This window comes from Nocardia asteroides, from assembly GCF_021183625.1.
Lineage (GTDB): Bacteria > Actinomycetota > Actinomycetes > Mycobacteriales > Mycobacteriaceae > Nocardia > Nocardia asteroides_A.
Genome location: NZ_CP089214.1, coordinates 5,480,140 through 5,501,570, shown reverse-complemented (window position 1 = coordinate 5,501,570; position 21,431 = coordinate 5,480,140). Strand labels below are relative to the sequence as shown.

Here is a 21,431-nt window from a genome sequence, read left to right as displayed (position 1 = left end):
GAGGTCGAGCGGTAGTGAAATTACTACGCGAGCCGGGTGATCTCCACCACCACGCGCATATCGGTCGAGCCGCCGCCGGAGAAGATGCCCTTCAGCGGCGGCACGTCGGAGTAGTCGCGGCCGACGCCGACCGCGACGTGCTGCTCGTTGATGGCGATGTCGTTGGTCGGGTCGTACCCCCACCACTGGCCGGTCCATGCCTCGATCCAGGCGTGCGACTGCCCCTCGACGGTGGCCCCGATCTCCGCCGACGGCTGCGGGTGCAGGTACCCGGAGACGTACCGGCTCGGGATGCGCATGGCGCGCAGCAGCAGCAGGGTCAGGTGCGCGTAGTCCTGGCAGACGCCGCGGCGCTCGGCGAAGGCCTGCACAGCCGAGGTGTGCACCGAGGTGCTGGCCGGGGTGTAGTCCATCTCCCGGTACACCCACTCGGCCGCGCGCACCACCGCCTTGGCCGGCGAGTCGGTGCGCGCGAGCTGCTCGGCGACCGCGCGCAGGTCGTCGTCGAGCGGGACGTAGGGCGTCGGCGCGAGCAGCTCGTCGAAGCGGTCGATCACCGCGTCGGTGCGCAGCTCGGCCCAGCTCAGCTCCTCGGCCGGGCCGGGGAAGGGGTCGGTCTCCACCACCGAGGAGCCGATCACCTGCAGCTCGGTGTGCGGCGCGTGCAGGTCGAAGGTGGTCACCGCGGTGCCCCAGTAGTCGGTGTACCGGTAGGAACGGGTGGCGGGCACCGTCTCGACCCGGTTCAGCACCACGTTCTGCCTGTGGTCGCCGCGCGGGGTCAGCCTCGCCTCGTTGAACGACCGGGTGACCGGCGCTTCGTACACGTAGTCGGTGGTGTGCACCACCCTGGTCCGCCAGCTCATAGCTCCCCCTCCACGCCGACCCGCTGATCGTGGCTGACCTGCAGGTCGGTCCAGGCCACCCAGGGCGCCGCGTGGAAGTACTGCAGCGCCACCGCCTCGCTCACCTCGCGGCAGGTGCGCTGCAGCGAGAGCAGCCGGGCCTGCAGGTTCTCCAGCAGCACCCCCGGCGCCAGGAACTCCAGCTCGCTGCGGGCCCGGCCGAGCAGCCGCTGCGCCTCGTGCCGCGCCCCGACCCGGCTGCTCGGCCGCTGGTCCAACTCGGCCAGGCAGGCCTCGGCCACCTGCACCGAGTGGAACACCGAGCGCGGGAAGAGCCGGTCGAGCAGGATGAACTCGGCCACCAGGTTGGCGTCCAGCGCGCCGCGGTGCGTGCGCAGGTAGGTGTCGTGCGCGCCCGCCGAGCGCAGCACCGTCACCCAGGCGGGCGACGACGTGCGGTCGCCCGCGCGGGAGAGCAGCAGCCGCACCGTCATGTCGACCCGCTCGATGGCCCGGCCGAGCAGCAGGAAGCGATAGCCGTCGTCGCGGCTGAGGGTGGAGTCGGAGAGCCCGGCGAACATGGCCGCGCGGTCCTTCACGAAGTGGAAGAACTCGTGCGGGCCGAGGCCGCGCGCCGCGGACTCGGCGGCGGCCAGCCCGTTGTAGGTGGCATTCAGGCACTCCCACATCTCCCCCGAGGTCACCTCCCGCGCGCCGCGCGCGTTCTCCCTCGCCTTCGCGACCGAATCGACGATCGAGCCGCCGTGCGCGTGGCTGAACGCCACCAGCTCGGTCACCGACCAGACGTCGAGCACCCCGGCGGGCGGCTCGATGCCGAGCACCCGGAGCAGCAGCCGCGAGGTGCGGTCCGGGTCGACGGTGGCGTCCTCCAGCAGCTGGTGCACCGCGACGTCGAGGATCCGGGCGGTGTCGTCGGCGCGCTCCACGTAGCGGCCGATCCAGTAGAGCGATTCCGCGTTCCTGGCCAGCATCAGGTGCTCCCTCCGGTCGCCGGCCCGCCCGCGCGGGCCGCCTGCTGTTGCTGCTGCTGCTGTTGCTGCCCGGCCTGCGCGGGGGTCGGCTGCCGGTCGGACTCGAAGGCGTCGGCCTGCGGCGGCTCGGCGACCAGCTCGCCGCCGCCGAGTTCGCGGTCGGCCGGGGCGGCCTGCGCGGAGAGCACCCAGGTGTCCTTGCTGCCGCCGCCCTGGCTGGAGTTCACCACCAGCGAGCCCTCCGGCAGCGCCACCCGGGTGAGCCCGCCGGGCAGCACCCAGATCCGCTCGCCGTCGTTCACCGCGAACGGCCGCAGGTCGACGTGGCGCGGCACGAGCGCGTCGCCGACCTTCGTCGGCACCGTCGAGAGCTGCACGACGGGCTGCGCGATCCAGCCGCGCGGATTCGCCCTGATGTTGCGCCCGGCCTCGTTCAGCTCGGCGCGGGAGGCATCCGGGCCGATCACGATGCCGTACCCGCCGGAGCCCTCCACCGGCTTGACCACCAGTTCGTCCAGCCGGTCGAGCACCTCCGCGCACTCGGAGTCCAGCCAGCAGCGGAAGGTGTCGACATTGCGCAGGATCGGCTTTTCCCGCAGGTAGTACTCGATGATGGTGGGCAGGTAGGCGTAGACGAGTTTGTCGTCGGCGACCCCGTTGCCCACCGCGTTGGCGATCACCACCGTGCCCGCGCGCGCCGCGTTCAGCACCCCGGGGATGCCGAGCACCGAGTCCGGGCGGAAGTGCATCGGGTCCAGGTAGATGTCGTCGATCCGGCGGTAGATCACGTCCACCTGCCGCTCGCCCGCGGTGGTGCGCATGTAGACCACGTTGTCCCGGCAGAAGAGATCGCGCCCCTCGACCAGCTCCACCCCCATCTGCCTGGCCAGCAGCGAGTGCTCGAAGTAGGCCGCGTTGTGCACGCCCGGCGTCAGCACCACCACCGTCGGATCGGCCTCGTTCGGCGCGGCCGCCGCCCGCAGCGCGCGCAGCAGGTGCGTCGGGTAGTCGCCGACCGCGCGCACCCGGTGCGAACCGAAGAGATCGGGGAAGACCCTGGCCATCGTCCGCCGGTTCTCCATCACGTAGGAGACGCCCGACGGCGAGCGCAGGTTGTCCTCCAGTACCCGGAAGCCGCCCCGCTCGTCCCTGATCACGTCGATCCCGGCCACGTGGATCCGCACCCCGTTCGGCGGCACCACCCCGACCGCCGCGCGGTGGAAGTGCGCGCAGGAGGTCACCAGCCGCTTCGGGATCACCCCCTCGCGCAGGATCTGCCGCTCCCCGTAGACGTCGGCGAGGAAGAGCTCGAGCGCCCGCACCCGCTGCCGGATCCCGGCCTCCAGCTCCGACCACTCCGCGGCCGCGAGCACCCGGGGCACCAGGTCCAGCGGGAACGGCCGCTCCTGGCCGGAGTGCGAGAAGGTGATGCCCTGGTCGACGAAGGCGCGGCCGAGCGCCTCGAAGCGCGCGGCCAGCTCGTCGGCGTGGATCGGGGCGAGCGCGGCGAAGAGCCCCGCGTAGGGGTGCCGCACCGCGCCGTCCGGGGCGAACATCTCGTCGAATGCCTCGCGGAACCGGCCGGGGCCGTAGCCGTCGAAGACGCCGGTCGTCGTGGTCGGATGCAGCGCGGTCATCTTCCGAGATTGCAATGCCCGTGTCCGGTTCTCGTGAGACGCAGGTTAATTTCGCGCTACGAAGGAGGGGACCGCGATTTCGTCCGCGCGCGGGCTGCTGGTAACCTCGACCTTCGGCGCAGCGTTACCTGCTGGTCCGCACCGCTTCCGGTGCGACCACCGCATGCGCAAGAGCTTCCGAAGCACACCTAACCGACAGGAACCAGAGGATACCGGCGTGGCCAATATCAAGTCCCAGCTGAAGCGGATTCGCACCAACGAGGCGGCGCGGCTGCGCAACCAGTCGGTGAAGTCGGCGCTCCGCACCGCGATCCGCAGCTTCCGGGAGGCCGCCGACTCCGGCGAGAAGGATGTGGCGGCCGAGCGCCTGCGCTTCGCCAGCCGCAAGCTGGACAAGGCTGCTTCCAAGGGTGTCATCCACGCCAACCAGGCGGCGAACAAGAAGTCCGCGCTGGCGCTGGCCTTCAACAAGATCTGATCGTCCGGGCGCTGCCGCAGCGCTCACCGTACGTCGCCGCCGTGGCCTCGATGACCACGGCGGCTTTTGTCGTCCCCACCGGCGGTTCGGCGGCGGTGCTGCTGCCGGTGGATCGCCCGCGCGGGGTTCGGCGCGGTGTCCGTCGCGCTGGCTACGATTCCGCACATGGTGACCGTGTACGCGAATCAGACCGTGGTCCGAGCCGAGGATCTCCCGGAGGTGATCCGGGCCGCCGAGGTGCTCGGCATCGGCATCAAGATCGAAAATGTGATGGTGCCCGACGACGAGGGTGGCTACGCGCTGGAGTGGATCGTCACCCGGGACGAGGACGTGCCGTCGTACGAGGAGTGGGACGGGCGGTTCGAGGAGTCGGACGTGGAGGAGGAGGGGTTGGTCCTCACGTCCGGGGAGTGAGTTCGTCCTTCGGCGCGGCCGGGAGATCGCGAGGGCGATCGACCGGCCGTTCCGCTGTCGGTGAGTCGTGAACGCCGGTGCCGCAGCTACGAGGCGAGGCGGGCGAGCGACTGGCCGTTCCGCTGTCGGCGGGTCGTGAACGCCGGTGCCGCGGCTACGAGGTGAGGCGGGCGAGCGACCGGCCGTTCCGCTGTGGGCGGGTCGTGAGTGCTGGTGCCGCAGCTACGAGGTGAGGCGGGCGAGCGCGGCCTCCGAGGCGGCGTCGGCGGCGTGGTAGACGATGATCCGCTGGTCCGGGTCCTGCTGCGAGAGCAGCACTTCGAACTCCACCACCAGATCGCCCGCCACCGGATGGTGCAGCGGCTTCCGGCCGCGGCCGCGGACCAGGACGTCGCGCCGGTCCCAGTTGCGGGCGAACTCCGGGCTGGTCTCGGTGAGCTCCGCGATCATCGCAGCCAGGGCAGGGTCGTCCGGGTGCGCGGCCCAGGCGGCGCGGAGGTCGGCGATACCGTCCTGGATGATCCGCTCCCGATCGCCGTAGCGATCCCGCAACTCCGGGTGCAGGAGGCAGAGCCACAGCGCGTTCCGCCGCCGCTCCGGCACCGCGGCGAAGTCGAGCAGCAGCGCGGCCATCTCGGGATTCCAGGCCAGGATGTCGCAGCGATGGTTCACCAGCATGGCGGGCAGCGGCGAGAACACCCGGATGAGCTTGGTCAGCGCCGGCGCGGGCACCTCGCGCTCCGGCTGCGCACTGCTCGACGGCCGCTGCTGCGCCAGGTCGAACAGGTAGATCCGCTCGGCGTCGGTGAGCCGCAGCGCCCGGGCGAGGGCGTCGAGCACCTCGACCGACGGCCGCAGCCCACGCCCCTGCTCCAGCCGCACCACATAGTCGGTGCTCACTCCGGCCAGCTCGGCGACCTCTTCGCGCCGCAGCCCCGGCGTCCGCCGCTGCTGCCCGCGCGCGGGCAGCCCCGCCGCGGTCGGCGAGAGGCGCTCGCGCCGGGTGCGCAGGAAGGCGGCGAGTTCCCGCGTCGTGTCCACCGTGCTCGTCACCACCCCGATGGTACGGAGCGTAGGACCGGCCTTCCCAGGAAGAAGTCTCCCTGACCGGCGCGCTCCCGGCTCGGCAGACTCGGTGGCGCAACGACATTCGACCCGGCAAGGAGTTCGACATGACCGACGTGCGCGCCCTCGACGACTACCGGCTGCTCGGCCGCTCGGGGCTGCGGGTCTCACCGCTGTCGCTGGGCACCATGACCTTCGGCTCGGATTGGGGCTGGGGCGCCGACGCCGCCGAGGCCCGCGAAATCTTCGACACCTACGTCGACCGCGGCGGCAACTTCATCGACACCGCGAGCGCCTACACCGACGGCACCTCGGAGCGCTTCCTCGGCGAGTTCGCCGCCGACCGCCGGGACAGCCTGGTGATCGCCACCAAGTACACGATGCTGCGCCGCCCCGGCGACCCCAATTCCGGCGGCAACCAGCGCAAGAGCATGGTCACCTCGGTGGAGGCCAGCCTGCGCAACCTGAACACCGACTACCTAGACCTGCTCTACCTGCACGCCTGGGACTACCGCACCCCGGTGGAGGAGATCCTGCGCGGCATGGACGACCTCGTTCGCTCCGGCAAGGTCCTCTACGTCGGCATCTCGGACGCGCCCGCCTGGCAGGTGTCCCGCATGCAGGCCATCGCCGACCTGCGCGGCTGGGCGCCGCTGATCGCGCTGCAGATCGAGTACAACCTGGTCGAGCGGACCGTCGAGCGCGAGCTGGTGCCCATGGCGCGGGAGCTCGGCCTCGGCGTCATACCGTGGTCGCCGCTGGCCAGCGGGGTGCTGACCGGCAAGTACAGCCGCGCCGACCTGGATGTCGAGATTTCGGCCGACGCCGCGGGCACCCGGCGCAATGTGGCCGCGGCGGCGGGCTCGCTCACCGAGCGCGCCCTCGGTATCGCGGAGGTAGTGCGTGCGATCGGCCGCGAGGCCGGATACTCCCCCGCGCAGGTGGCGCTGGCCTGGGTGCTGCGGCAGCCGGGGGTGACCTCGCCGATCGTCGGCGCCCGCACGCTCGACCAGCTCACCGACAATCTGGGTGCCCTCGCTGTGGAGTTCTCCGCCGAGCAGTCGGCCCGGCTGGAGCGGGCCAGTGCGGTCGAGCTCGGTTTCCCGCACGACTTCCTGCGCCGGCCGATGACGCAGTCCGTGACGTTCGGCGACCTGAAGGTCGAGGAGCGGTTGCCGGTCGGCTGACGACTCAGCTGCCGCCGTGCAGGTCGCAGATGCGGCCGAGCGCCTGTTCCAGGGCGTAGCCGGAGTCGGCGGCGCCGCCTTTGACATCGGCGTTCAGGGTGGCGACGACCCGCATGGCGGTGCCGATCTTCTCCAGGCTCCAGCCCCTGGCCTGCGCCTTGGCCTTCTTCACCTTCCACGGCGGCATGCCGAGCTGCTGCGCGAGCTGCATCGGGTCGCCGCGGCCTGCCGAGCCGACCCTGGCGATGGTGTGCACCGAGTCGGCGAGCGCGTCGGCGAGCAGCACGTGCGGAACGCCGCGGTCGTCGGCCCAGCGCAGCGCCTCCATGGCGGCGGCCCGGTTGCCGACCACGGCGAGCTCGGCCACGTCGAAGCCGCTGACCTCGGCGCGGCCGGAGTAGTAGCGGCGCACCGCGGCCACGTCCACCTTGCCGCCGGTGTCGGCGGCGAGCTGGGAGCAGGCGGCGGCCAGTTCGCGGAGGTCGGAGCCGACGGCATCGAGGAGTTCCTGCACCACCTCGCCGCCCGCCCTGACTCCCGCCGCCCGGAACTCGCCGCGCACGAAGTCGACCCGCTCGGCCTGCTTGGTGAGCTTGGCGCAGTAGTGCAGCCGCGCCCCGCCCTTCTGCAGGGTGGTGGCGAGCGCCTTGGCGCGGCCGCCACCGGAGTGCAGGATCACGAGCACCACGCCGTCCGGCGGGTCGGCGGCGGCCGCGGCGATGAGCGCGGCCGCCTCCTTGCCCGCCTCGGCGGCGGATTCCAGGATGATCAGCCGGTCCTCGGCGAACAGCGACGGGCTCAGCATCTCCGCGAGCTCGGCGGTGGTGGCCTCGCCGGCCCTGCGGCGCTCCACCGGCACCGCCTCCGGGTCCGGCGCGGTCGCCCTGACCTCGGTGGTCACCGTCGCCACCGCGCGCTCGATCAACAACTCCTCGTCGCCGAGCACCAGATGCACCGCTGCGGTCTCGCTCACGCGGTCGATCCTACGGTTCGGCGGTGACAGGGGGTCACGGTCCCGTTTCGGCTCGGATTCTCCGGCGCGCAGCGCGGACACGGAGCCCGAGCGCGGTGCCGAGAAGCGCCGCGGCCGCGAGGGTTCCGGCAAGGGCGCCGCCGGGGACGGTGACGGTGGCGCCGGGTAGCCGGGCTGTGTGCTCGGCGACCTCGAGCAGCCACCAGAGCGGGATGGCGGCGGGACGGAGCAGCAGCTCGGCGGGGAGCGCCCAGGCCCAGGCGATGGTGGCGGCGAGCGCGCCGAGCACGGTGATGGCGGCGATCACCGGCGCTACGAGCACATTCGCGAGTACCGCTACCAGGCTCAACTTGCCGGTGACGGCGACCACCAGCGGCGCGGTGACGGCGAAGGCAGCGGCCGAGACGGCCACGATCTCGGCGGGCGCCCGCCGCCAGCCGCGTCCGCGAAGTGCGGCGGCCCAGCCGGGGGCGATGAGGACGAGGGCGGCGGTGGCGAGGACGGAGAGCGCGAAGCCGATGCTCACCGCCAGCGCGGGCCAGACCGCGAGCAGCAGGATCACCGCGCCGCACAGGGCGGGGAGCGCCTGCCCGCGCCGCCCGGTCAGCAGTGCGAGCACCGTCACCGAGCCCATAGCGGCAGCGCGCAGGACGCTCGGGTCGGGCCGGGCGATCACCACGAAGAGCAGCAGTGCCAGTGCAGCGGTGGCGGCGCAGGCGGCGGGCGGAAGGGTAAGAGCTCGGCAGAGCGCGAGCACCGCGGTCAGCACGATCGTGATGTTGGCGCCGCTCACCACGCAGAGGTGTTGTAGCCCGGCGGTGGCGAAATCGTCGCGCACCTCGTCGGTGAGCCCGGAGGTGTCGCCGAGCACCAGCGCGGGAAGCACATCAGCGGCATCGCGGCCGAGCACCCGCCGGGCGGCTTCGGTGAGCGAGCCGCGGACCGGCATGGCCGCGCGCTGCCACCAGGGTGGTCGTTCCAGCTCCACGGGTGGGGCGTTCGCGCGGAGGACCGCGACGGTGAGGTCGCTCGTCTGCGGCAGCATCGGCCGGGCCTGGAAGCGGAGCAGCGCGCCGGGGTGATCCGGCCCCATTCGTCGCCGCCGGCCAGAATGGTGACGGCCCCGCCCGCCCGCACCCGCTGTCCGGCGTGCCGGTACTCGACCAGGTCGGCGCGGACCACCCAGCGCCGCTGATCGCCGAAGGATCTGCCGCGCACCGGTTTCGGGTCGTCCGTCGGCACCGCGTAGATCTGCACCGACGCCCGGTCCGGGAGGGCACGCAGCGGATGGGCGGCCACCCTCTGCTCCCGCCAGGCGGCGGCGGTCGCGAAGCCGGTGCCGAGCAGCAGCGCGGCCACCATTCCCCACACCAGCACCCGCCACCGGTCGGAGCGCCGCACACCGCCGCGCAGCAGCCAGATCCAGAGCCCGCAGGCGGTGCCGACCAGCAGTGCCGCGAGGACGAGACCGGCGACCCAGCCCGCGGTGATGGCCACGATGGTCGCCAGCCAGCAGAGCACGGCCGCCGGGACAAGGCGGGCGTCCAGTGCGCGCGGCTCCGGTGCGGGCGGCTCGTCCGGGCGGACGATCGGCCAGTAGCCGGAGAGCGTGGTCACCGGGTCTCCCGGCGGCCGCTGCCCGCTCACAGCGTCACCAGCTCGCGGAGCTTGGCGAGGCGGGCAGGGCCGATGCCCTCGACATCTCCGAGCTGCTCGAGATCGCTGAACCGGCCGTTGCTGCTCCGCCAGGCCACGATGGCGCGGGCGGTGACCGGGCCGACTCCGGGCAGGGCGTCCAGCTCCGCCTCGGTGGCGGTGTTGAGATCCACCTTCCCCTTGGCTGCGGGGCTGGAGCCGGAGGCACTCGCCGCGCTACCGGTGCTCGCGGTGCCGCTGGCGCGTGGCGGGGCGGTGGGGTCCGCGGCGCCGACCAGGATCTGGTCGCCGTCCGAGACCTTCTGGGCGAGGTTGAGCCCCTGCAGGTCGGCGCCGGGGAGCGTACCGCCCGCCGCGTCGAGCGCGTCGGCGATCCTGGCGCCGGGGGCGAGCCGCAGCAGGCCGCCGCGGTGCACCAGACCGACGACGCTCACCACCAGCTCGCCCTGGCTCTCGTGGGCGGGGGCGACGTCGCTGCGAGCAGGCTCCGGGCCCCGGCTGCTCGGCGCTGCCGCGGCCATGCGGACGGCCGGTACCGGTGCCGCCTGGCTGATCACCGGGCGTTCGCGCCACACGGCGTAGCCGGAGATCACGACGGCCACCAGGCCGATCAGGGCGAGTGCCGCTGCCGCGCGGCGGGTGACACCGATGCGCGCCGCGGCGAAGCGGGCGGGCAGCAGGCGTTCGTACCAGCGCAGCGGGCCCGCTTGGGCGTGCAGCCAGTCGGGCTCGCCGATGGCGTCGGGATCATCGGGGTCGGTGCTGCCGGCGCGGGGCTCACCCCAGCGGGTGCGGGGTTCGCCCCCGTCGGGCCGGGGTTCGCCGCCGCGGGTGCGGCGACTGCCGCGAGGCTGTTCCGGCTCGTCGTCTTCCGGCTCGGTGTCACGGTCGGCGGGCCATGGATCGGTCTCGCGCCAGCGGCCGAGCCGACGCCTGGCGTCGAGTTGCTCGGTCTTGTCGGACCAGCGGGGATCGGTGACCGCGGGCCGCTCCCCCGCCGGGTCGAGTGCGTTCATCGGCAGCGGGACCCGGAGGGGGCCGTCGGCGGACGGCCCGTCGGCGGTGGGGGTGAGGACGTTCAGGCGTCGGCGGATGCGGTCGTGCTCCTCGTGTCGTGACATGGGGCCGACGCTAGGTCTGGGCGCCGCCCGCCCCGCGGCGGTGAACTGGGCCTTCTACTGCCCTGTGGATAGCGGCGGTGTTGGGGACAACTCGGGGAGCGAGCCCTCGATCCTGACGTTTGCCAGAAGTATGCTGAACCCGTGGTGGCGAACCCGGCGCCGATGTTGGCCGTCTCCGGACGGCCACCGGACGACGCCGCGCGCTGGGCGGTCGAGATGAAGTGGGACGGGGTCCGCGCCATCGTCCGGATCGAGGCGGGGAACTGCCGGTTCACCAGCAGGAATGCCAGGGATATCTCGCGCTCGTACCCCGAACTCGGGGAGGCGCTCGCCGCCCTGGCTCCGAACGTTCCGCTGGTGATCGACGGGGAGATCGTCGCGCCCGATCCGGCGACCGGGGCGCCGTCGTTCGGGCGGTTGCAGCATCGGATGCACGTGGTCACGCCGACGCCGGGGCTGCTCGCCGCCTACCCCGTCGAGTTCATCGTCTTCGACGTGCTCGAACTCGACGGGGAATCGCTGCTCGACCGGCCGTACACCCGGCGCAGGGACGATCTGGCCGCGCTCGAGCTGGCCGGGGAACTGGTGCCGGTGCCACCGTTCTGGACCGGGGTGCGGCCGGCCGCGCTGCTCGAGGTGGCGGCGCAGCACCACCTCGAAGGCATCGTGTGCAAGCGGCTCGACTCGACGTATCAGCCGGGGCGGCGCTCGCCCGCCTGGATCAAGACGCCGCTGCGCCGCAGTACCGAGGCGATCGTCGCCGGATGGTTGCCGGGGAGCGGGCGGTTCACCGGGACCTTCGGTTCCCTGGTGCTGGCGGCGCACGACGACAGCGGGCGGCTGGTGCACATCGGCAATGTGGGGACCGGGTTCACCGCCGCGGTGCGGCGGGCGCTGCAGGGGCGCCTCGACGACCTCGCCCGCGATTCGGTCCCGCTCGACCGTATTCCGGCCCCCGCGGCGGTCCCCGGCGTGCACTGGGTCCAGCCCGTCCTCGTCGGCGACATCGAATTCCGCGAGGCGAGCTCCTCCGGGCTCCGGCATCCGAGCTGGCGGGGGCTCCGTTCGGACAAGACAGCGAACGAGGTGCGGATCCCCGCCGATCCGGCTTGATCAGCACCCGCGCGAGCTCTAGCGTCGAATGTGGGGAGAGGGGGTTGTCATGGCGGACTACAGGGAGCAACTGCTCGCCCGGCCCGGTGGCAGCGGTACTGACCGGTGCCGGGTTCCGCCCCGGGGAAGTTCGAGGCGACATTCACGAGCTGATCGAGGCGTTCGCGGTCTACGCGCCGGAGACCGCCGCACCGGCGCTGACGTGAGCAGGGTCGGCACATGCCCGAGCTGATCGCGCCTACCGCCTCCCTGCACGCGGCCTGGCTGGTGGCGCACCGGGAGTGGGGGCCGGGGGTGCACGAGGACGGGTTCGGGTTGCGGGCCGACGACGAGGTCGAGTCGGCGGCCGGGTTCGCCGAGTGGGTGCGGCGGTTGGCGGCGGAGTCCGGGGGGTGCGCGCATCGGTGGATCGTGGCGGACGGGGAGGTGCTCGGGGGGATCGCGCTGCGGTACGGGACGAGTGATGCGGTGCTGCGGGCCGGGCACATCGGGTACGGGGTGCGGCCCTCGGCGCGGCGGCGCGGGGTCGCGAGCCGGGCGCTCGCGGGCATGCTGGAGATTGCGCGGGAGCGTGGAATGGGGCAGGTGCTGTTGCTCTGCGCGGACGGGAACGTGGCGTCGGCGCGGACCATCGAGAAGGCGGGTGGGGTGCTCGAGTCGGTGCGGGACACCGAGCTCGGTCCGGCCCGCCGGTACTGGATAGCGCTCGGTTAGTGCGGCGGGCGCAGGACTCGCAGGCGCGCTACCGGCGCGCCTGTCATCACCTGGCTGCTACTGAGCCGATGCCCTGCGAGCCCGTTGAAGCAAACGCCTTACTGCGGCGGAGGGGCGGACTGCCACCCCTGCTGATGCGCGGCCTGCTGAGCGGGCACTGACTGCTGCCAGGCTTGCTGGGACGGAGCCGCCTGCTGCCAGTTCTGCTGCGCGGGCACGGGCTGCTGCCAATTCTGCTGCGCGGGCACGGGCTGCTGCCAATTCTGCTGCGCGGGCACGGGCGGCTGCCAGCCCTGGGGTGCCACCGGCTGCTGCGCCCCGGGCGGCACGGTGTGGATGAGCTGCCCGGGCACGGGCGGCTGATTCGCCTGGGCGACCAGGTTCGGGACGTCGGCGGATGGCACCGGCGACTGCACCCCGCAGACCGGGCACTCCAGGTAGGTGCGGCTGCTGATCGGGAACAGCGGGATGAAGAACAGGGTGAACTTGGTGGCCAGTTTGCGCAGGCCGTGCGGGCCCGTGTTGCGGCAGGCGCCGCAGAAGGCCGCGAGTACGGCCAGTGTCAGTACCTGACGTTGCCAGCCCCAGATGAGCACGTGCTTCCTCCCCGTCGATCATCGAACGCCCGCACTCTACGTGGCGGTGGTGACGGCCGTCCGGCAGGTGGGTTGGTGTCCGGATCAGGGCATGCACCGAACGGGACGAATCAGACCGGGCCGCCGACCGGACGGTGCTGTCCGCGCTCGCTAGAGTGAGCGGATGACTTCACCCGGGCGGGTCAACAGGGGCCCGCGCGCCGCGGCGGACAATCGTGCCGCGCTCATCGCCGCGGCCCGGAGAGTGTTCGCCAGCAGCGGGTTCGACGCGCCGCTGAGCTCCATCGCGCGGACCGCGGGGGTCGGGCAGGGGGTGCTCTACCGGCACTTCCCGAGCCGGGACGCCATCGCGCTCGCGGTCTTCGACGAGAACATCGCGGAGGTGGAGGCGCTGGCGGCTGATCCGGAGACGCGGGTCGACACGGTGCTGGAGGTGATCGTCGAGCAGATCACCGCGTCGGCGGCGTTCGTGGCGATGTTGCGGCCGACCGGGAGTGAGCCGAGGTTGCTGGCGGTGGCTCAGCGGTTCGACGCGTTGATCGCGAAGAAGCTGGCGGATCCGGCGCAGCGCGGGGATCTCGACCCCGCGCTGGATGCCGCCGATGTCGTGCTCGCGGTCGCCATGCTGGCGAATGTGCTCTCGGAGTCGGATCCGGCGGCACGGGGTGAGATCGCGCAGCGGGCGTGGCGCCTGCTGCGCCGCGGACTCGCTCCCCGCTGAGCCGCGGGCGGCGCCCGCAAGGGCGTGCGTCAGCCGCACCCACCGGGCAGCACGACGATCCCCACCGCACCGAGCCCGAGATGCACCGCAAGGGCAGGTCCGAATTCGGCCTGCACGAGTTCGGTCACGTCCGGCAACCGCTCGCGCAACTGCGCCACGACGGTCGCCGCCGCATCCCCCGCCCCCAGGTGCTGCACCCCGACCGCGGCGGGCTCACCCCCGACCGCCTCGACCGCCGCGGCGACCAGCCTGCTGTACGCCTTGGACCTGGTCCGCACCTTCTCCCGCAGCTCCAACCGCCCCTCGACGATCTGCAGCAGCGGCTTCGTCACCAGCTCACTGCCGAAGAACGAGGCCGCGGTGCTGAGCCGGCCACCCCTGCGCAGTTGCTCGGTGCGGTTCACCAGGAAGAACGTGCGCGACCGGCTCGCGGCGGCGACGGCGGCCTCGTGCACCGCGTCCAGCCCATCCCCCGCGACGGCCCGGCGCGCGGCGGCCAGTACCGGGAGTCCGGTGGCGAGCCCGGCGCCGAGCGAGTCGACCAGCCGGATCCGCTCCGAGCCGAGCTCGGCGATGGCCTGCCTGCCCGCCTCCCAGGTGGCGGAGAGCTGCTGGGAGAGGTGCACGGCGACCACCCCGGCGCCCGCGCTGCGCGCCAGCGCGCGCTCATAGACCGCGCGCAGCTCGCCGGGCGAGGCGGCGGAGGTGCTGACCTCGTCGGAGCCGTAGTCGACGTCGATCGGGTCGATGCCCTCCCTGACGGTGCGGTCACCGGCGAGGACGTGCAGCGGGACGACGACGATCCCGAGTTCGGCGACCAGGTCGGGGGGCAGGGAGGCGGACGAATCGGTGACGACCACGACGGCCACGGTCTACCGGCCCTCCCGCACGCTCTCCGCGGCGAGCCCGGGCTGCGCCGCCAGCACCTTCAGCATGGATTCCGCGACCGCGGCGTGCCCGGCCCAGCCCCAGTGGATCCCGTCCGGGTTGCCCGCGCCGGAGAACACGTTCTCCCGCACCGCCGCACCCAGGTCGACCAGTGGGACGCCGCTGCGCGCCGACCACTCGGTGAGCGCGCGCACCATGGGCTCGCGCCCGGTGTGCACTTTGCCGTACGCCTCGCAGACGTGCACCGAGGGCAGCACGCCGATCATGGGCAGCTCGGGGCGCAGCCCGGCGAGCGCCTCCCTTGCCTGCTCCAGGTAGTCCACGCTCACCCGCGGCGGCAGCGCGACCGGCCTGCCCAGCTTGGCGAGGTGCGGCTGGGCCGCGTTGTAGGCGTCGCGCACCCGCCGGCGCAGCGCGGGCGGGCGGACGTAGCGGATGAGTTCGCGCAGCGCGGTCGGCAGCGGCGACGGCAGCGAGTCCATGCCCGCGGTCGCGAAGATCACCGCGCCCGCGCGCGGGACCGAGGCCCAGACCCGGGGGTCGCCGATCAGCGCCCAGTAGGCGTCGCGGCAGGTCCAGCCGATCCGGCCGACCAGCTCGACGTCCCAGCCCAGCTCGGCCGCAACGAGATTGGGCCAGATCCGCGGATGGTCGGCGGAGAGCCCGCCCCTCGGCCCGAAGTACGCCAGCGAATCCGCGATCACGAGCAGCGTCGGCCTGCCCGCGGCGGCGGCCGGCGGCACGGCCTCAGAGGACATCCGGCGCCACCTTCGCCGCCGCGTTCCACACGTCCAGCCGCCAGCCGGGCCGCTCGAGGCTCGGACCGTGCGCGCTGAGCTGCACCCAACTGGTGTTGGCCAGCCCGCCGAGGATCGGCCAGTTCTGCGGCGGCAGGTCGAGCAGCGCGGCGGTGAGCGCGGCGATCAGCCCGCCGTGCGCCACCAGGAAGACGGTCCGGCCCGGCCAGTCGGCGCGCTCCCGGTACAGCTCGTGCACCAGCGGCAGCGCACGGGCACCGACCTGGAGCTTGCTCTCGCCGCCGGGCGGGGTGTAGGTGGCGTCCATCCGCCAGGCCACCCTGGCGCCCGGGTAGTCCCGGTCGACGTCGATGTGGGTGAGCCCCTCCCAGATGCCGAGGCTGGTCTCGCGCAGCCGCGGGTCGAGCGTGACCGGCAGCCCGGTGCTGTCGCCGAGCGCCTGCGCCGTGTCCCGCGCCCGGCGCAGGTCGGAGGAGTGGATCGCGACACCGTTGCGCGAGTTGAGTTCGCGCGCGGCCTCTTTCGCCTGGTGCCTGCCGAGCTCGGTGAGGTCGGTGTCGATCTGGCCCTGCATCCGGTCGACCGCGTTCCACTCGGTCTGGCCGTGCCGCAGCAGGATCAGCGTCCGGACGCCGGCGTTCTTGCTCACTCGGCGGCCCCGGCGGCGGCGTCGGCGGGGCGGCCGTCGGCGCCGATGCCGGGCACCGGGATGGTCGGGCAGTCCTTCCAGAGCCGCTCCAGGCCGTAGTAGTTCCGCTCGTCGGTGTGCTGGATGTGTACCACGATGTCGATGTAGTCGAGCAGTGCCCAGCGCCCCTCGCGGGTGCCCTCGCGGCGCACCGGCTTGTGCCCGGCGTCGCGCAGCTTCTCCTCGATGTTGTCGACGATGGCGTTGACCTGCCGCTCGTTCGGCGCCGAGGCGATCACGAAGCAGTCCGTGATCACCAGCTGCTCGGAGACGTCGAGCACCACCACATCGGAGGCCAGCTTCTCGTCCGCCGCCACCGCGGCGACCCGCGCCATCTGCACCGCTTCGTCCGATGCGCTCATTCGCTACCTTCCGGTCCGTTCGGCACGTACAGGTGCCGCTTCGATATGTACTGCACGACGCCGTCGGGCACGAGATACCAGACCGGGCGGTTCTCCGCGGCGCGGCGCCTGCACTCGCTCGACGAGATGGCGAGCGCGGGCACCTCGATCATGGTCACCGCGTCGGCGGGCATGTCGCGCAGGTACTCCGCCAGGTGGTCGGCATTGAGCTCGTACCCGGGACGGCTCACCCCGACGAACTTCGCCAGCTCGAACAGTTCGGCCCAATCCTGCCACGTGAGGATATTGGCCAGTGCGTCCGCACCGGTGATGAAGTACAGCTCGGCGTCCGGGAAGCGGTCGCGCATCTCGCGCAGGGTGTCGACGGTGTAGGTCATCTTGCCGCGATCGATGTCGGCCCGGCTCACCGAGAAGCGCGGATTGGAGGCGGTCGCGATGACGGTCATCAGGTACCGGTCCTCGGCCGCGCTGACCTTCTTGTCCGCCTTCTGCCACGGCTGCCCGGTCGGGACGAAGACCACTTCGTCCAGGTCGAACCGGTGGGCGACCTCACTCGCCGCGACGAGGTGCCCGTGGTGGATGGGGTCGAAGGTGCCGCCCATCACCCCGAGCCGCCGGGCCGGCCGTCCTGTTTCCCGCATGGCTGCCGAGCTTAACCGGTCACACCGGGAGCAACCGGGACACGACCTCGGTCAGCTGCCTGGCCGACCGGCACTCGTGCATCTCGATGATCTCGGCGTACTTGCGCGCCGCCGAGTCGCCGGAGCCCCAGTGCGTCGTCGCCTCCGGATTCAGCCAGTGCGCGTGCTTGGCCGTTCCCACCAGCGCTGCGAGCGTGGCCAGCCGGGGGTCGCGGTAGTTGGTGCGGGCGTCGCCGAGGATCAGCAGCGAGCTGCGGGTGGTGACGGCCTCGGGGAAGCGGTCGGCGAAGCCGTTCAGCGCGGCGCCGTAGTCCGAGTGGCCGTCCAGCCCGACCACGTCGGCCTCGGCGAAGATCCGGGTCAGCGACTCGTCCAGCTGGGTGTGCGGGTCGAAGAACCGGGTGACCTCGTCCACCTGGTCGACGAAGGCGAAGATCCGGACCCGGGAGAACTGCTCGCGCAGCGCGCTCACCAGCAGCAGCGTGAAGTTGCTGAACCCGGCCACCGAGCCGGAGACGTCGCAGAGCAGCACCAGGTCCGGGCGGCCGGGCTTGGGCTTGCGGTTCACCAGGTCGATCGGCACGCCGCCGGTGGACATGGACTTGCGCAGCGTGCGCCGCAGATCGATCTCGCCGCGCTTGGCATGCCTGCGCCTGGCCGCGAGCCTGCTGGCCAGGATCCGCGCCAGCCGCTGGGTGCTGCGGCGCAGCTCGGCCAGCTCGCGCTCGGAGGCGCGCAGGAAGTCGACGTCCTCGGCCTGCCTGGCCACGCCGTAGCTCGCGACCCGCTCGCGGCCGATCCGCTCCGCGACCCGGCGCCTGGTCTCCGCCTCGACGCCGGCCCGGAAGCCCTCGATCCGCTGCCTGGCCTGCCTGCGCGCCACCTCGGTGTCGAAGTCGCTGGCATCCGCGGGCAGCCCGAGCCCGGCCAGGATCTTCGCCAGCAGCGTCTGCGGCTGGACGTCGCGCAGCGCCTGGTACGCCGAGAACGACGGCCCGCGCGCGGACTGGTACTGCCCCATCTGCTCGACCAGCTGCCCGATGAGCTGCTGCAGCTCGGGCCCGGGGTTCTCCTGGGCGAGCAGGTCGGCGAGCAGGGCGCGCAGTTCGGGGATGTCGACCCGGCCGTCCGGGGTACGCGGGATCTCGATGTCCTCGGCCCAGTTGCCACGCTCGCCGAGCGCGACCGGGAACCAGAGGTCGAAGAGGCCGTCGAAGGTGGTCCGGTGCGTGGTGCGGCGCAGCAGGGCGCAGGCCAGCCCCTCGCGCAGCACCTCGCGGTCCATCAGGTCGAGCACGGTGAGCACCCGGCCCGCGTCGACGGTCTCCGACGGCCCGACCGGGATTCCCCTGGTGCGCAGCGCCTCCACGAAGCCGACGAGGTGACCGGGGATGCCGTGCGGCGCGTGCAGGGTGGGCTGCTCGGCCACGGTCAGGCCAGCTTCAGCTCGTTCAGGGCCCGCTCGTGGTCACTGCGGTGCTTGAGCACGACGCCGAGCGTGGAGCGCACGACGTTGTCGTCCAGGTCGGTCATGCCGAGCGCGAGCAGGGTGCGGCCCCAGTCGATGGACTCGGCCACCGAGGGCAGCTTCTTGAGCTGCATGCCGCGCAGCACGTGCACGATCCGCACCAGCTGCGCCGCGACGGCCGGGGCCAGCTCGGGCACCCGGCTGGCCAGGATGCGGCGCTCCAGCTCCTCGTCCGGGAAGTCGAGGTGCAGGTAGAGGCAGCGCCGCTTGAGCGCCTCGGAGAGTTCGCGGGTGGCGTTCGAGGTGAGCAGCACGAACGGCTTGCGGGCGGCGGTGATGGTGCCGAGCTCAGGGACGGTGACCGCGAAGTCGCTGAGCACCTCCAGCAGCAGCCCCTCGATCTCGACGTCGGCCTTGTCGGTCTCGTCGATCAGCAGCACGGTCGGCTCGGTGCGCCGGATGGCGGTGAGCAGCGGCCGGGAGAGCAGGAACTCCTCGGTGAAGACGTCGGCCTTGGTCTCCGCCCAGTCGTTCTCCGAGGATGCCTGGATCCGCAGGATCTGCTTGGCGTGGTTCCACTCGTAGAGCGCCCGCGCCTCGTCCACGCCCTCATAGCACTGCAGCCGGACCAGTTCGGCCCCCGTGGTCTGCGCGACGGCGCGCGCCAGCTCGGTCTTACCGACCCCGGCGGGGCCCTCGACCAGCAGCGGCTTGCCCAGCCGGTCGGCGAGGAAGACCGAGGTGGCGGTGCCCTTGTCGGCGAGGTAACCGGTCTCCGCGAGGCGATCGATCACGTCCTCGACCGAGCCGAACACGGGTTCCTGTACGTCGGTGATGCTCACCGTGCCGTCCTTTCGGGTCGGGGTCAGACCGGCCGGATCTGGCCGTCGCCCCAGACGATCCACTTGGTCGAGGTGAGCTCGGGCAGCGCCATCGGGCCGCGGGCGTGCAGCTTCTGGGTGGAGATGCCGATCTCCGCGCCGAAGCCGAACTGCTCGCCGTCGGTGAAGGCGGTGGAGGCGTTCACCATGACGGCGGCGGCGTCCACCCTGGCGCTGAAGGCGCGGGCGGCGGCCAGGTCGGCGGTCACGATGGCCTCGGTGTGCCCGGTGCCCCAGGTGTTGATGTGCTCGACCGCGGCGTCCAGGTCGTCGACGACCTTGAGCGCGATGTCCAGGGTGAGGTACTCCTCGCCCCAGTCGGTGTCGGTGGCCGGGACCAGGCCGGGCAGGTCGCCGTGGATGGTGACGCCCGCGCCGCGCAGCGCCTCGGTGAGCCGGGGCACCGCCGTCTCCGCGACGGCCGCGTCGATCAGCACCGTCTCGGCGGCGTTGCACACGCTCGGCCTGCGGGTCTTGGCGTTGATCAGGACGGCCTCGGCCATCGCCAGGTCGGCGGCGGAGTGCACGTAGACGTGGCAGTTGCCGGTACCGGTCTCGATGGTCGGCACGGTGGCGTCGCGCACGACGGCCGAGATGAGCCCGGCGCCGCCGCGCGGGATCACCACGTCGACCAGGCCGCGGGCCTGGATCAGGTGGGTGACGCTGGAGCGGTCGGCGCTCGGCAGCAGCTGCACCGCGTCGGCCGGGATGCCGAGCCCGTCGAGCGCCGCGCGCAGCACCTCGACCAGCGCGGCGTTCGAGTGCGCCGCCGAGGAGGAGCCGCGCAGCAGCGCCGCGTTGCCGGACTTCAGGGCCAGCCCGAAGGCGTCGACGGTGACGTTCGGGCGGGCCTCGTAGACCATGCCGACCACGCCGAGCGGCACCCGCAGCTGCCGGATCTCCAGGCCGTTCGGCAGCGTCGAGCCGCGCACCACCTCGCCGACCGGGTCGGCCAGCCCGGCCACCTGGCGCAGCCCGGAGGCGATGCCGTCGATCCTGGACTTGGTGAGCCGGAGCCGGTCGAGCAGGGAGTCGGCGGTGCCCGCGGACTGGGCGGCCAGCAGATCCTCGGCGTTGGCGGCGAGCACGGTGTCGGCGGCGGCGAGCAGCGCGTCGGCGGCGGCGTGCAGCGCCTCGTTCTTCTGCGCCGTGGTGAGCTGCGCCAGCGTGCGCGAGGCGACCCGGGCCCGGCGCGCGGCCGCGTGCACCGCCTCGCGGACGTCTGAGCCCTGCTCGGTCGTCGTTCCTGCCGTCATGGGTACAGCCTACCCAGCGGTATCCCGCGCGCGGGAGGCGCTGTCCGGGCTACTGTCCGGCCGGTGAGTGCCGAACCCGCGCCTGCCGACGTCGTCGTGCTCGGCAGCGTGAACATGGACCTGGTGGCCACGGTCGGGCGGCGGGCCGCGCCCGGGGAGACGGTGCTCGGCACCGGGTTCGCCGCGGTGCCGGGCGGGAAGGGCGCGAACCAGGCGGTGGCGGCCCGGCGCGGCGGGGCCGTGGTGCGGTTCCTCGGGGCGGTCGGGGACGACGTGTTCGCACCCGCGCTGCGGGAATCGCTGGTCCGGGAGGGGATCGATGTGCGCGGCTTGCGCACGGCCGCGGGGCCGAGCGGGACGGCGACGATCGTCGTGGACGGGGACGGGGAGAACTCGATCGTGGTGGTGCCCGCCGCGAATCACGCGCGCACCGAGCTGGATCCGGACGACCTCGCCGCGATCGCCGCGGCGGACATCCTGCTGTGCCAGCTGGAGCTTCCGGTTCCGGTGGTGGCGGCGGGATTCACGCACGCGCGGGCGAACCGGACGGTCACCGTGTTGAATCCGTCACCCGTGCAGCGACTTCCGGCCGAGCTGTGGGAGCTGGTCGACATCGCGGTGCTGAACCGGGGCGAGGCGGAGGCGATCGGGGACGTGCTGGATCAGGTGCCGCACCGGGTCACCACGCTCGGCGCCGACGGCGCGCGGTACGACGGGCCGGACGGGTGCTTCACCGTTCCCGCGGTCCCGGTGCGCGCGGTCGACACCACCGGCGCGGGCGACGCCTTCACCGGCGCGCTCGCCGCCCGCTGGGCGCACGGGCCGGAAGCCGCGTTGCGCTGGGCCTGCGCCGCGGGCGCGCTGGCTACTACCGCGCTCGGCGCCACCACGGCTGTTCCCGACGCGGCGACGATCGCGGGGCTGCTCGCCGGGCGGGCGCCACAACCGGGCTGAGCCGCGCTCGCCCGCCGCCCCGG

24 protein-coding genes are annotated in these 21,431 nt (G+C 72.8%); 7 read left to right on the top strand and 17 right to left on the bottom strand.

Translation table 11 applies throughout. The annotated features are described in order from the left end of the window. Positions 1-23: 23 nt before the first annotated feature. From LTT61_RS25395 to LTT61_RS25385, 3 genes are read right to left on the bottom strand one after another with little or no spacing between them, the layout of a single operon-like run. Complete coding sequence (locus LTT61_RS25395; protein WP_233016543.1) at positions 24-866, bottom strand: transglutaminase family protein; 843 nt, start codon at positions 864-866, stop codon at positions 24-26. Next, entirely contained in the window at positions 863-1,837 is a 975-nt protein-coding gene (locus LTT61_RS25390; protein WP_233016542.1) for an alpha-E domain-containing protein, read from the bottom strand. The genes LTT61_RS25395 and LTT61_RS25390 overlap by 4 nt, the downstream gene beginning before the upstream one ends. Then, positions 1,837-3,474 carry a circularly permuted type 2 ATP-grasp protein gene (locus tag LTT61_RS25385; RefSeq protein WP_233016541.1) on the bottom strand — a complete coding sequence of 546 codons (1,638 nt, stop codon included), beginning with the start codon at positions 3,472-3,474 and terminating at the stop codon, positions 1,837-1,839. Before LTT61_RS25385 ends, LTT61_RS25390 begins: the two co-directional genes overlap by 1 nt. A 217-nt stretch (positions 3,475-3,691) precedes the next feature. Here LTT61_RS25385 and rpsT point away from each other — a divergent pair, with 217 nt between their 5' ends. Further along, on the top strand, positions 3,692-3,952 hold the full coding sequence (gene rpsT / locus LTT61_RS25380) for a 30S ribosomal protein S20 (RefSeq protein WP_233016540.1): 261 nt from the start codon (positions 3,692-3,694) through the stop codon (positions 3,950-3,952). Between the two features lie 165 nt (positions 3,953-4,117). Continuing rightward, positions 4,118-4,366: a hypothetical protein gene (locus LTT61_RS25375; RefSeq protein ID WP_233016539.1), complete on the top strand. Its 249-nt coding sequence runs from the start codon at positions 4,118-4,120 to the stop codon at positions 4,364-4,366. A 222-nt stretch (positions 4,367-4,588) separates the two neighbouring features. Here LTT61_RS25375 and LTT61_RS25370 read toward each other — a convergent pair whose 3' ends face one another. Next, positions 4,589-5,419, bottom strand: coding sequence for a helix-turn-helix transcriptional regulator (locus tag LTT61_RS25370; RefSeq protein ID WP_332909207.1), 831 nt, complete (start codon positions 5,417-5,419; stop codon positions 4,589-4,591). Between the two features lie 119 nt (positions 5,420-5,538). Between LTT61_RS25370 and LTT61_RS25365 the strand changes: the two genes are divergently transcribed. Continuing rightward, positions 5,539-6,618, top strand: a complete 1,080-nt coding sequence (locus LTT61_RS25365; RefSeq protein WP_233016537.1) for an aldo/keto reductase — start codon at positions 5,539-5,541, stop codon at positions 6,616-6,618. Between the two features lie 4 nt (positions 6,619-6,622). On the opposite strand, the gene holA is transcribed toward LTT61_RS25365, so the two are convergent. From holA to LTT61_RS25345, 4 genes are read right to left on the bottom strand one after another with little or no spacing between them, the layout of a single operon-like run. Further along, positions 6,623-7,591, bottom strand: a complete 969-nt coding sequence (holA, locus tag LTT61_RS25360) for a DNA polymerase III subunit delta (protein WP_233016536.1) — start codon at positions 7,589-7,591, stop codon at positions 6,623-6,625. Positions 7,592-7,625: 34 nt separating this feature from the next. Next, positions 7,626-8,429: a ComEC/Rec2 family competence protein gene (locus LTT61_RS25355; protein ID WP_233021188.1), complete on the bottom strand. Its 804-nt coding sequence runs from the start codon at positions 8,427-8,429 to the stop codon at positions 7,626-7,628. Beyond that, positions 8,381-9,238, bottom strand: coding sequence for a hypothetical protein (locus tag LTT61_RS25350; RefSeq protein ID WP_233016535.1), 858 nt, complete (start codon positions 9,236-9,238; stop codon positions 8,381-8,383). The genes LTT61_RS25355 and LTT61_RS25350 overlap by 49 nt, the downstream gene beginning before the upstream one ends. After that, positions 9,235-10,368, bottom strand: a complete 1,134-nt coding sequence (locus LTT61_RS25345) for a ComEA family DNA-binding protein (RefSeq protein WP_233016534.1) — start codon at positions 10,366-10,368, stop codon at positions 9,235-9,237. Before LTT61_RS25345 ends, LTT61_RS25350 begins: the two co-directional genes overlap by 4 nt. Positions 10,369-10,530: 162 nt before the next feature. Between LTT61_RS25345 and ligD the strand changes: the two genes are divergently transcribed. Together ligD and LTT61_RS25335 are read left to right on the top strand one after the other, a co-directional pair. Further along, a complete protein-coding gene (ligD, locus tag LTT61_RS25340; RefSeq protein WP_233021187.1) occupies positions 10,531-11,481 on the top strand; it encodes a non-homologous end-joining DNA ligase in 951 nt (316 codons plus the stop codon). 219 nt (positions 11,482-11,700) lie between these two features. Next, complete coding sequence (locus LTT61_RS25335; RefSeq protein WP_233016533.1) at positions 11,701-12,195, top strand: GNAT family N-acetyltransferase; 495 nt, start codon at positions 11,701-11,703, stop codon at positions 12,193-12,195. Positions 12,196-12,293: 98 nt separating this feature from the next. Here LTT61_RS25335 and LTT61_RS25330 read toward each other — a convergent pair whose 3' ends face one another. Then, complete coding sequence (locus tag LTT61_RS25330) at positions 12,294-12,791, bottom strand: hypothetical protein (protein WP_233016532.1); 498 nt, start codon at positions 12,789-12,791, stop codon at positions 12,294-12,296. Between the two features lie 163 nt (positions 12,792-12,954). Between LTT61_RS25330 and LTT61_RS25325 the strand changes: the two genes are divergently transcribed. Next, positions 12,955-13,512, top strand: a complete 558-nt coding sequence (locus tag LTT61_RS25325) for a TetR/AcrR family transcriptional regulator (RefSeq protein WP_233016531.1) — start codon at positions 12,955-12,957, stop codon at positions 13,510-13,512. Between the two features lie 29 nt (positions 13,513-13,541). On the opposite strand, the gene LTT61_RS25320 is transcribed toward LTT61_RS25325, so the two are convergent. Genes LTT61_RS25320 through LTT61_RS25285 form a run of 8 tightly spaced genes read right to left on the bottom strand, consistent with a single transcriptional unit; the run spans position 13,542 to position 20,454 of the window. Next, the gene (locus LTT61_RS25320) at positions 13,542-14,381 is read right to left on the bottom strand and encodes a DegV family protein (RefSeq protein WP_233016530.1); all 840 of its coding nucleotides are present in this window, start codon (positions 14,379-14,381) and stop codon (positions 13,542-13,544) included. A 3-nt stretch (positions 14,382-14,384) separates the two neighbouring features. After that, the gene (gene octT, locus LTT61_RS25315) at positions 14,385-15,158 is read right to left on the bottom strand and encodes a diglucosylglycerate octanoyltransferase (RefSeq protein ID WP_233016529.1); all 774 of its coding nucleotides are present in this window, start codon (positions 15,156-15,158) and stop codon (positions 14,385-14,387) included. Then, positions 15,148-15,807: a histidine phosphatase family protein gene (locus LTT61_RS25310; protein WP_233016528.1), complete on the bottom strand. Its 660-nt coding sequence runs from the start codon at positions 15,805-15,807 to the stop codon at positions 15,148-15,150. The genes octT and LTT61_RS25310 overlap by 11 nt, the downstream gene beginning before the upstream one ends. Beyond that, a complete protein-coding gene (rsfS, locus tag LTT61_RS25305; RefSeq protein ID WP_233016527.1) occupies positions 15,804-16,208 on the bottom strand; it encodes a ribosome silencing factor in 405 nt (134 codons plus the stop codon). The genes LTT61_RS25310 and rsfS overlap by 4 nt, the downstream gene beginning before the upstream one ends. After that, a complete protein-coding gene (nadD, locus tag LTT61_RS25300) occupies positions 16,205-16,849 on the bottom strand; it encodes a nicotinate-nucleotide adenylyltransferase (RefSeq protein ID WP_233016526.1) in 645 nt (214 codons plus the stop codon). The genes rsfS and nadD overlap by 4 nt, the downstream gene beginning before the upstream one ends. A gap of 19 nt (positions 16,850-16,868) precedes the next feature. After that, entirely contained in the window at positions 16,869-18,278 is a 1,410-nt protein-coding gene (locus LTT61_RS25295; protein ID WP_233016525.1) for a vWA domain-containing protein, read from the bottom strand. A gap of 2 nt (positions 18,279-18,280) precedes the next feature. Then, positions 18,281-19,159: an AAA family ATPase gene (locus LTT61_RS25290; protein WP_233016524.1), complete on the bottom strand. Its 879-nt coding sequence runs from the start codon at positions 19,157-19,159 to the stop codon at positions 18,281-18,283. Between the two features lie 23 nt (positions 19,160-19,182). Continuing rightward, the gene (locus LTT61_RS25285) at positions 19,183-20,454 is read right to left on the bottom strand and encodes a glutamate-5-semialdehyde dehydrogenase (RefSeq protein ID WP_233016523.1); all 1,272 of its coding nucleotides are present in this window, start codon (positions 20,452-20,454) and stop codon (positions 19,183-19,185) included. Positions 20,455-20,517: 63 nt separating this feature from the next. Between LTT61_RS25285 and LTT61_RS25280 the strand changes: the two genes are divergently transcribed. Then, on the top strand, positions 20,518-21,408 hold the full coding sequence (locus LTT61_RS25280; protein WP_269821799.1) for a ribokinase: 891 nt from the start codon (positions 20,518-20,520) through the stop codon (positions 21,406-21,408). Positions 21,409-21,431 lie beyond the last annotated feature (23 nt).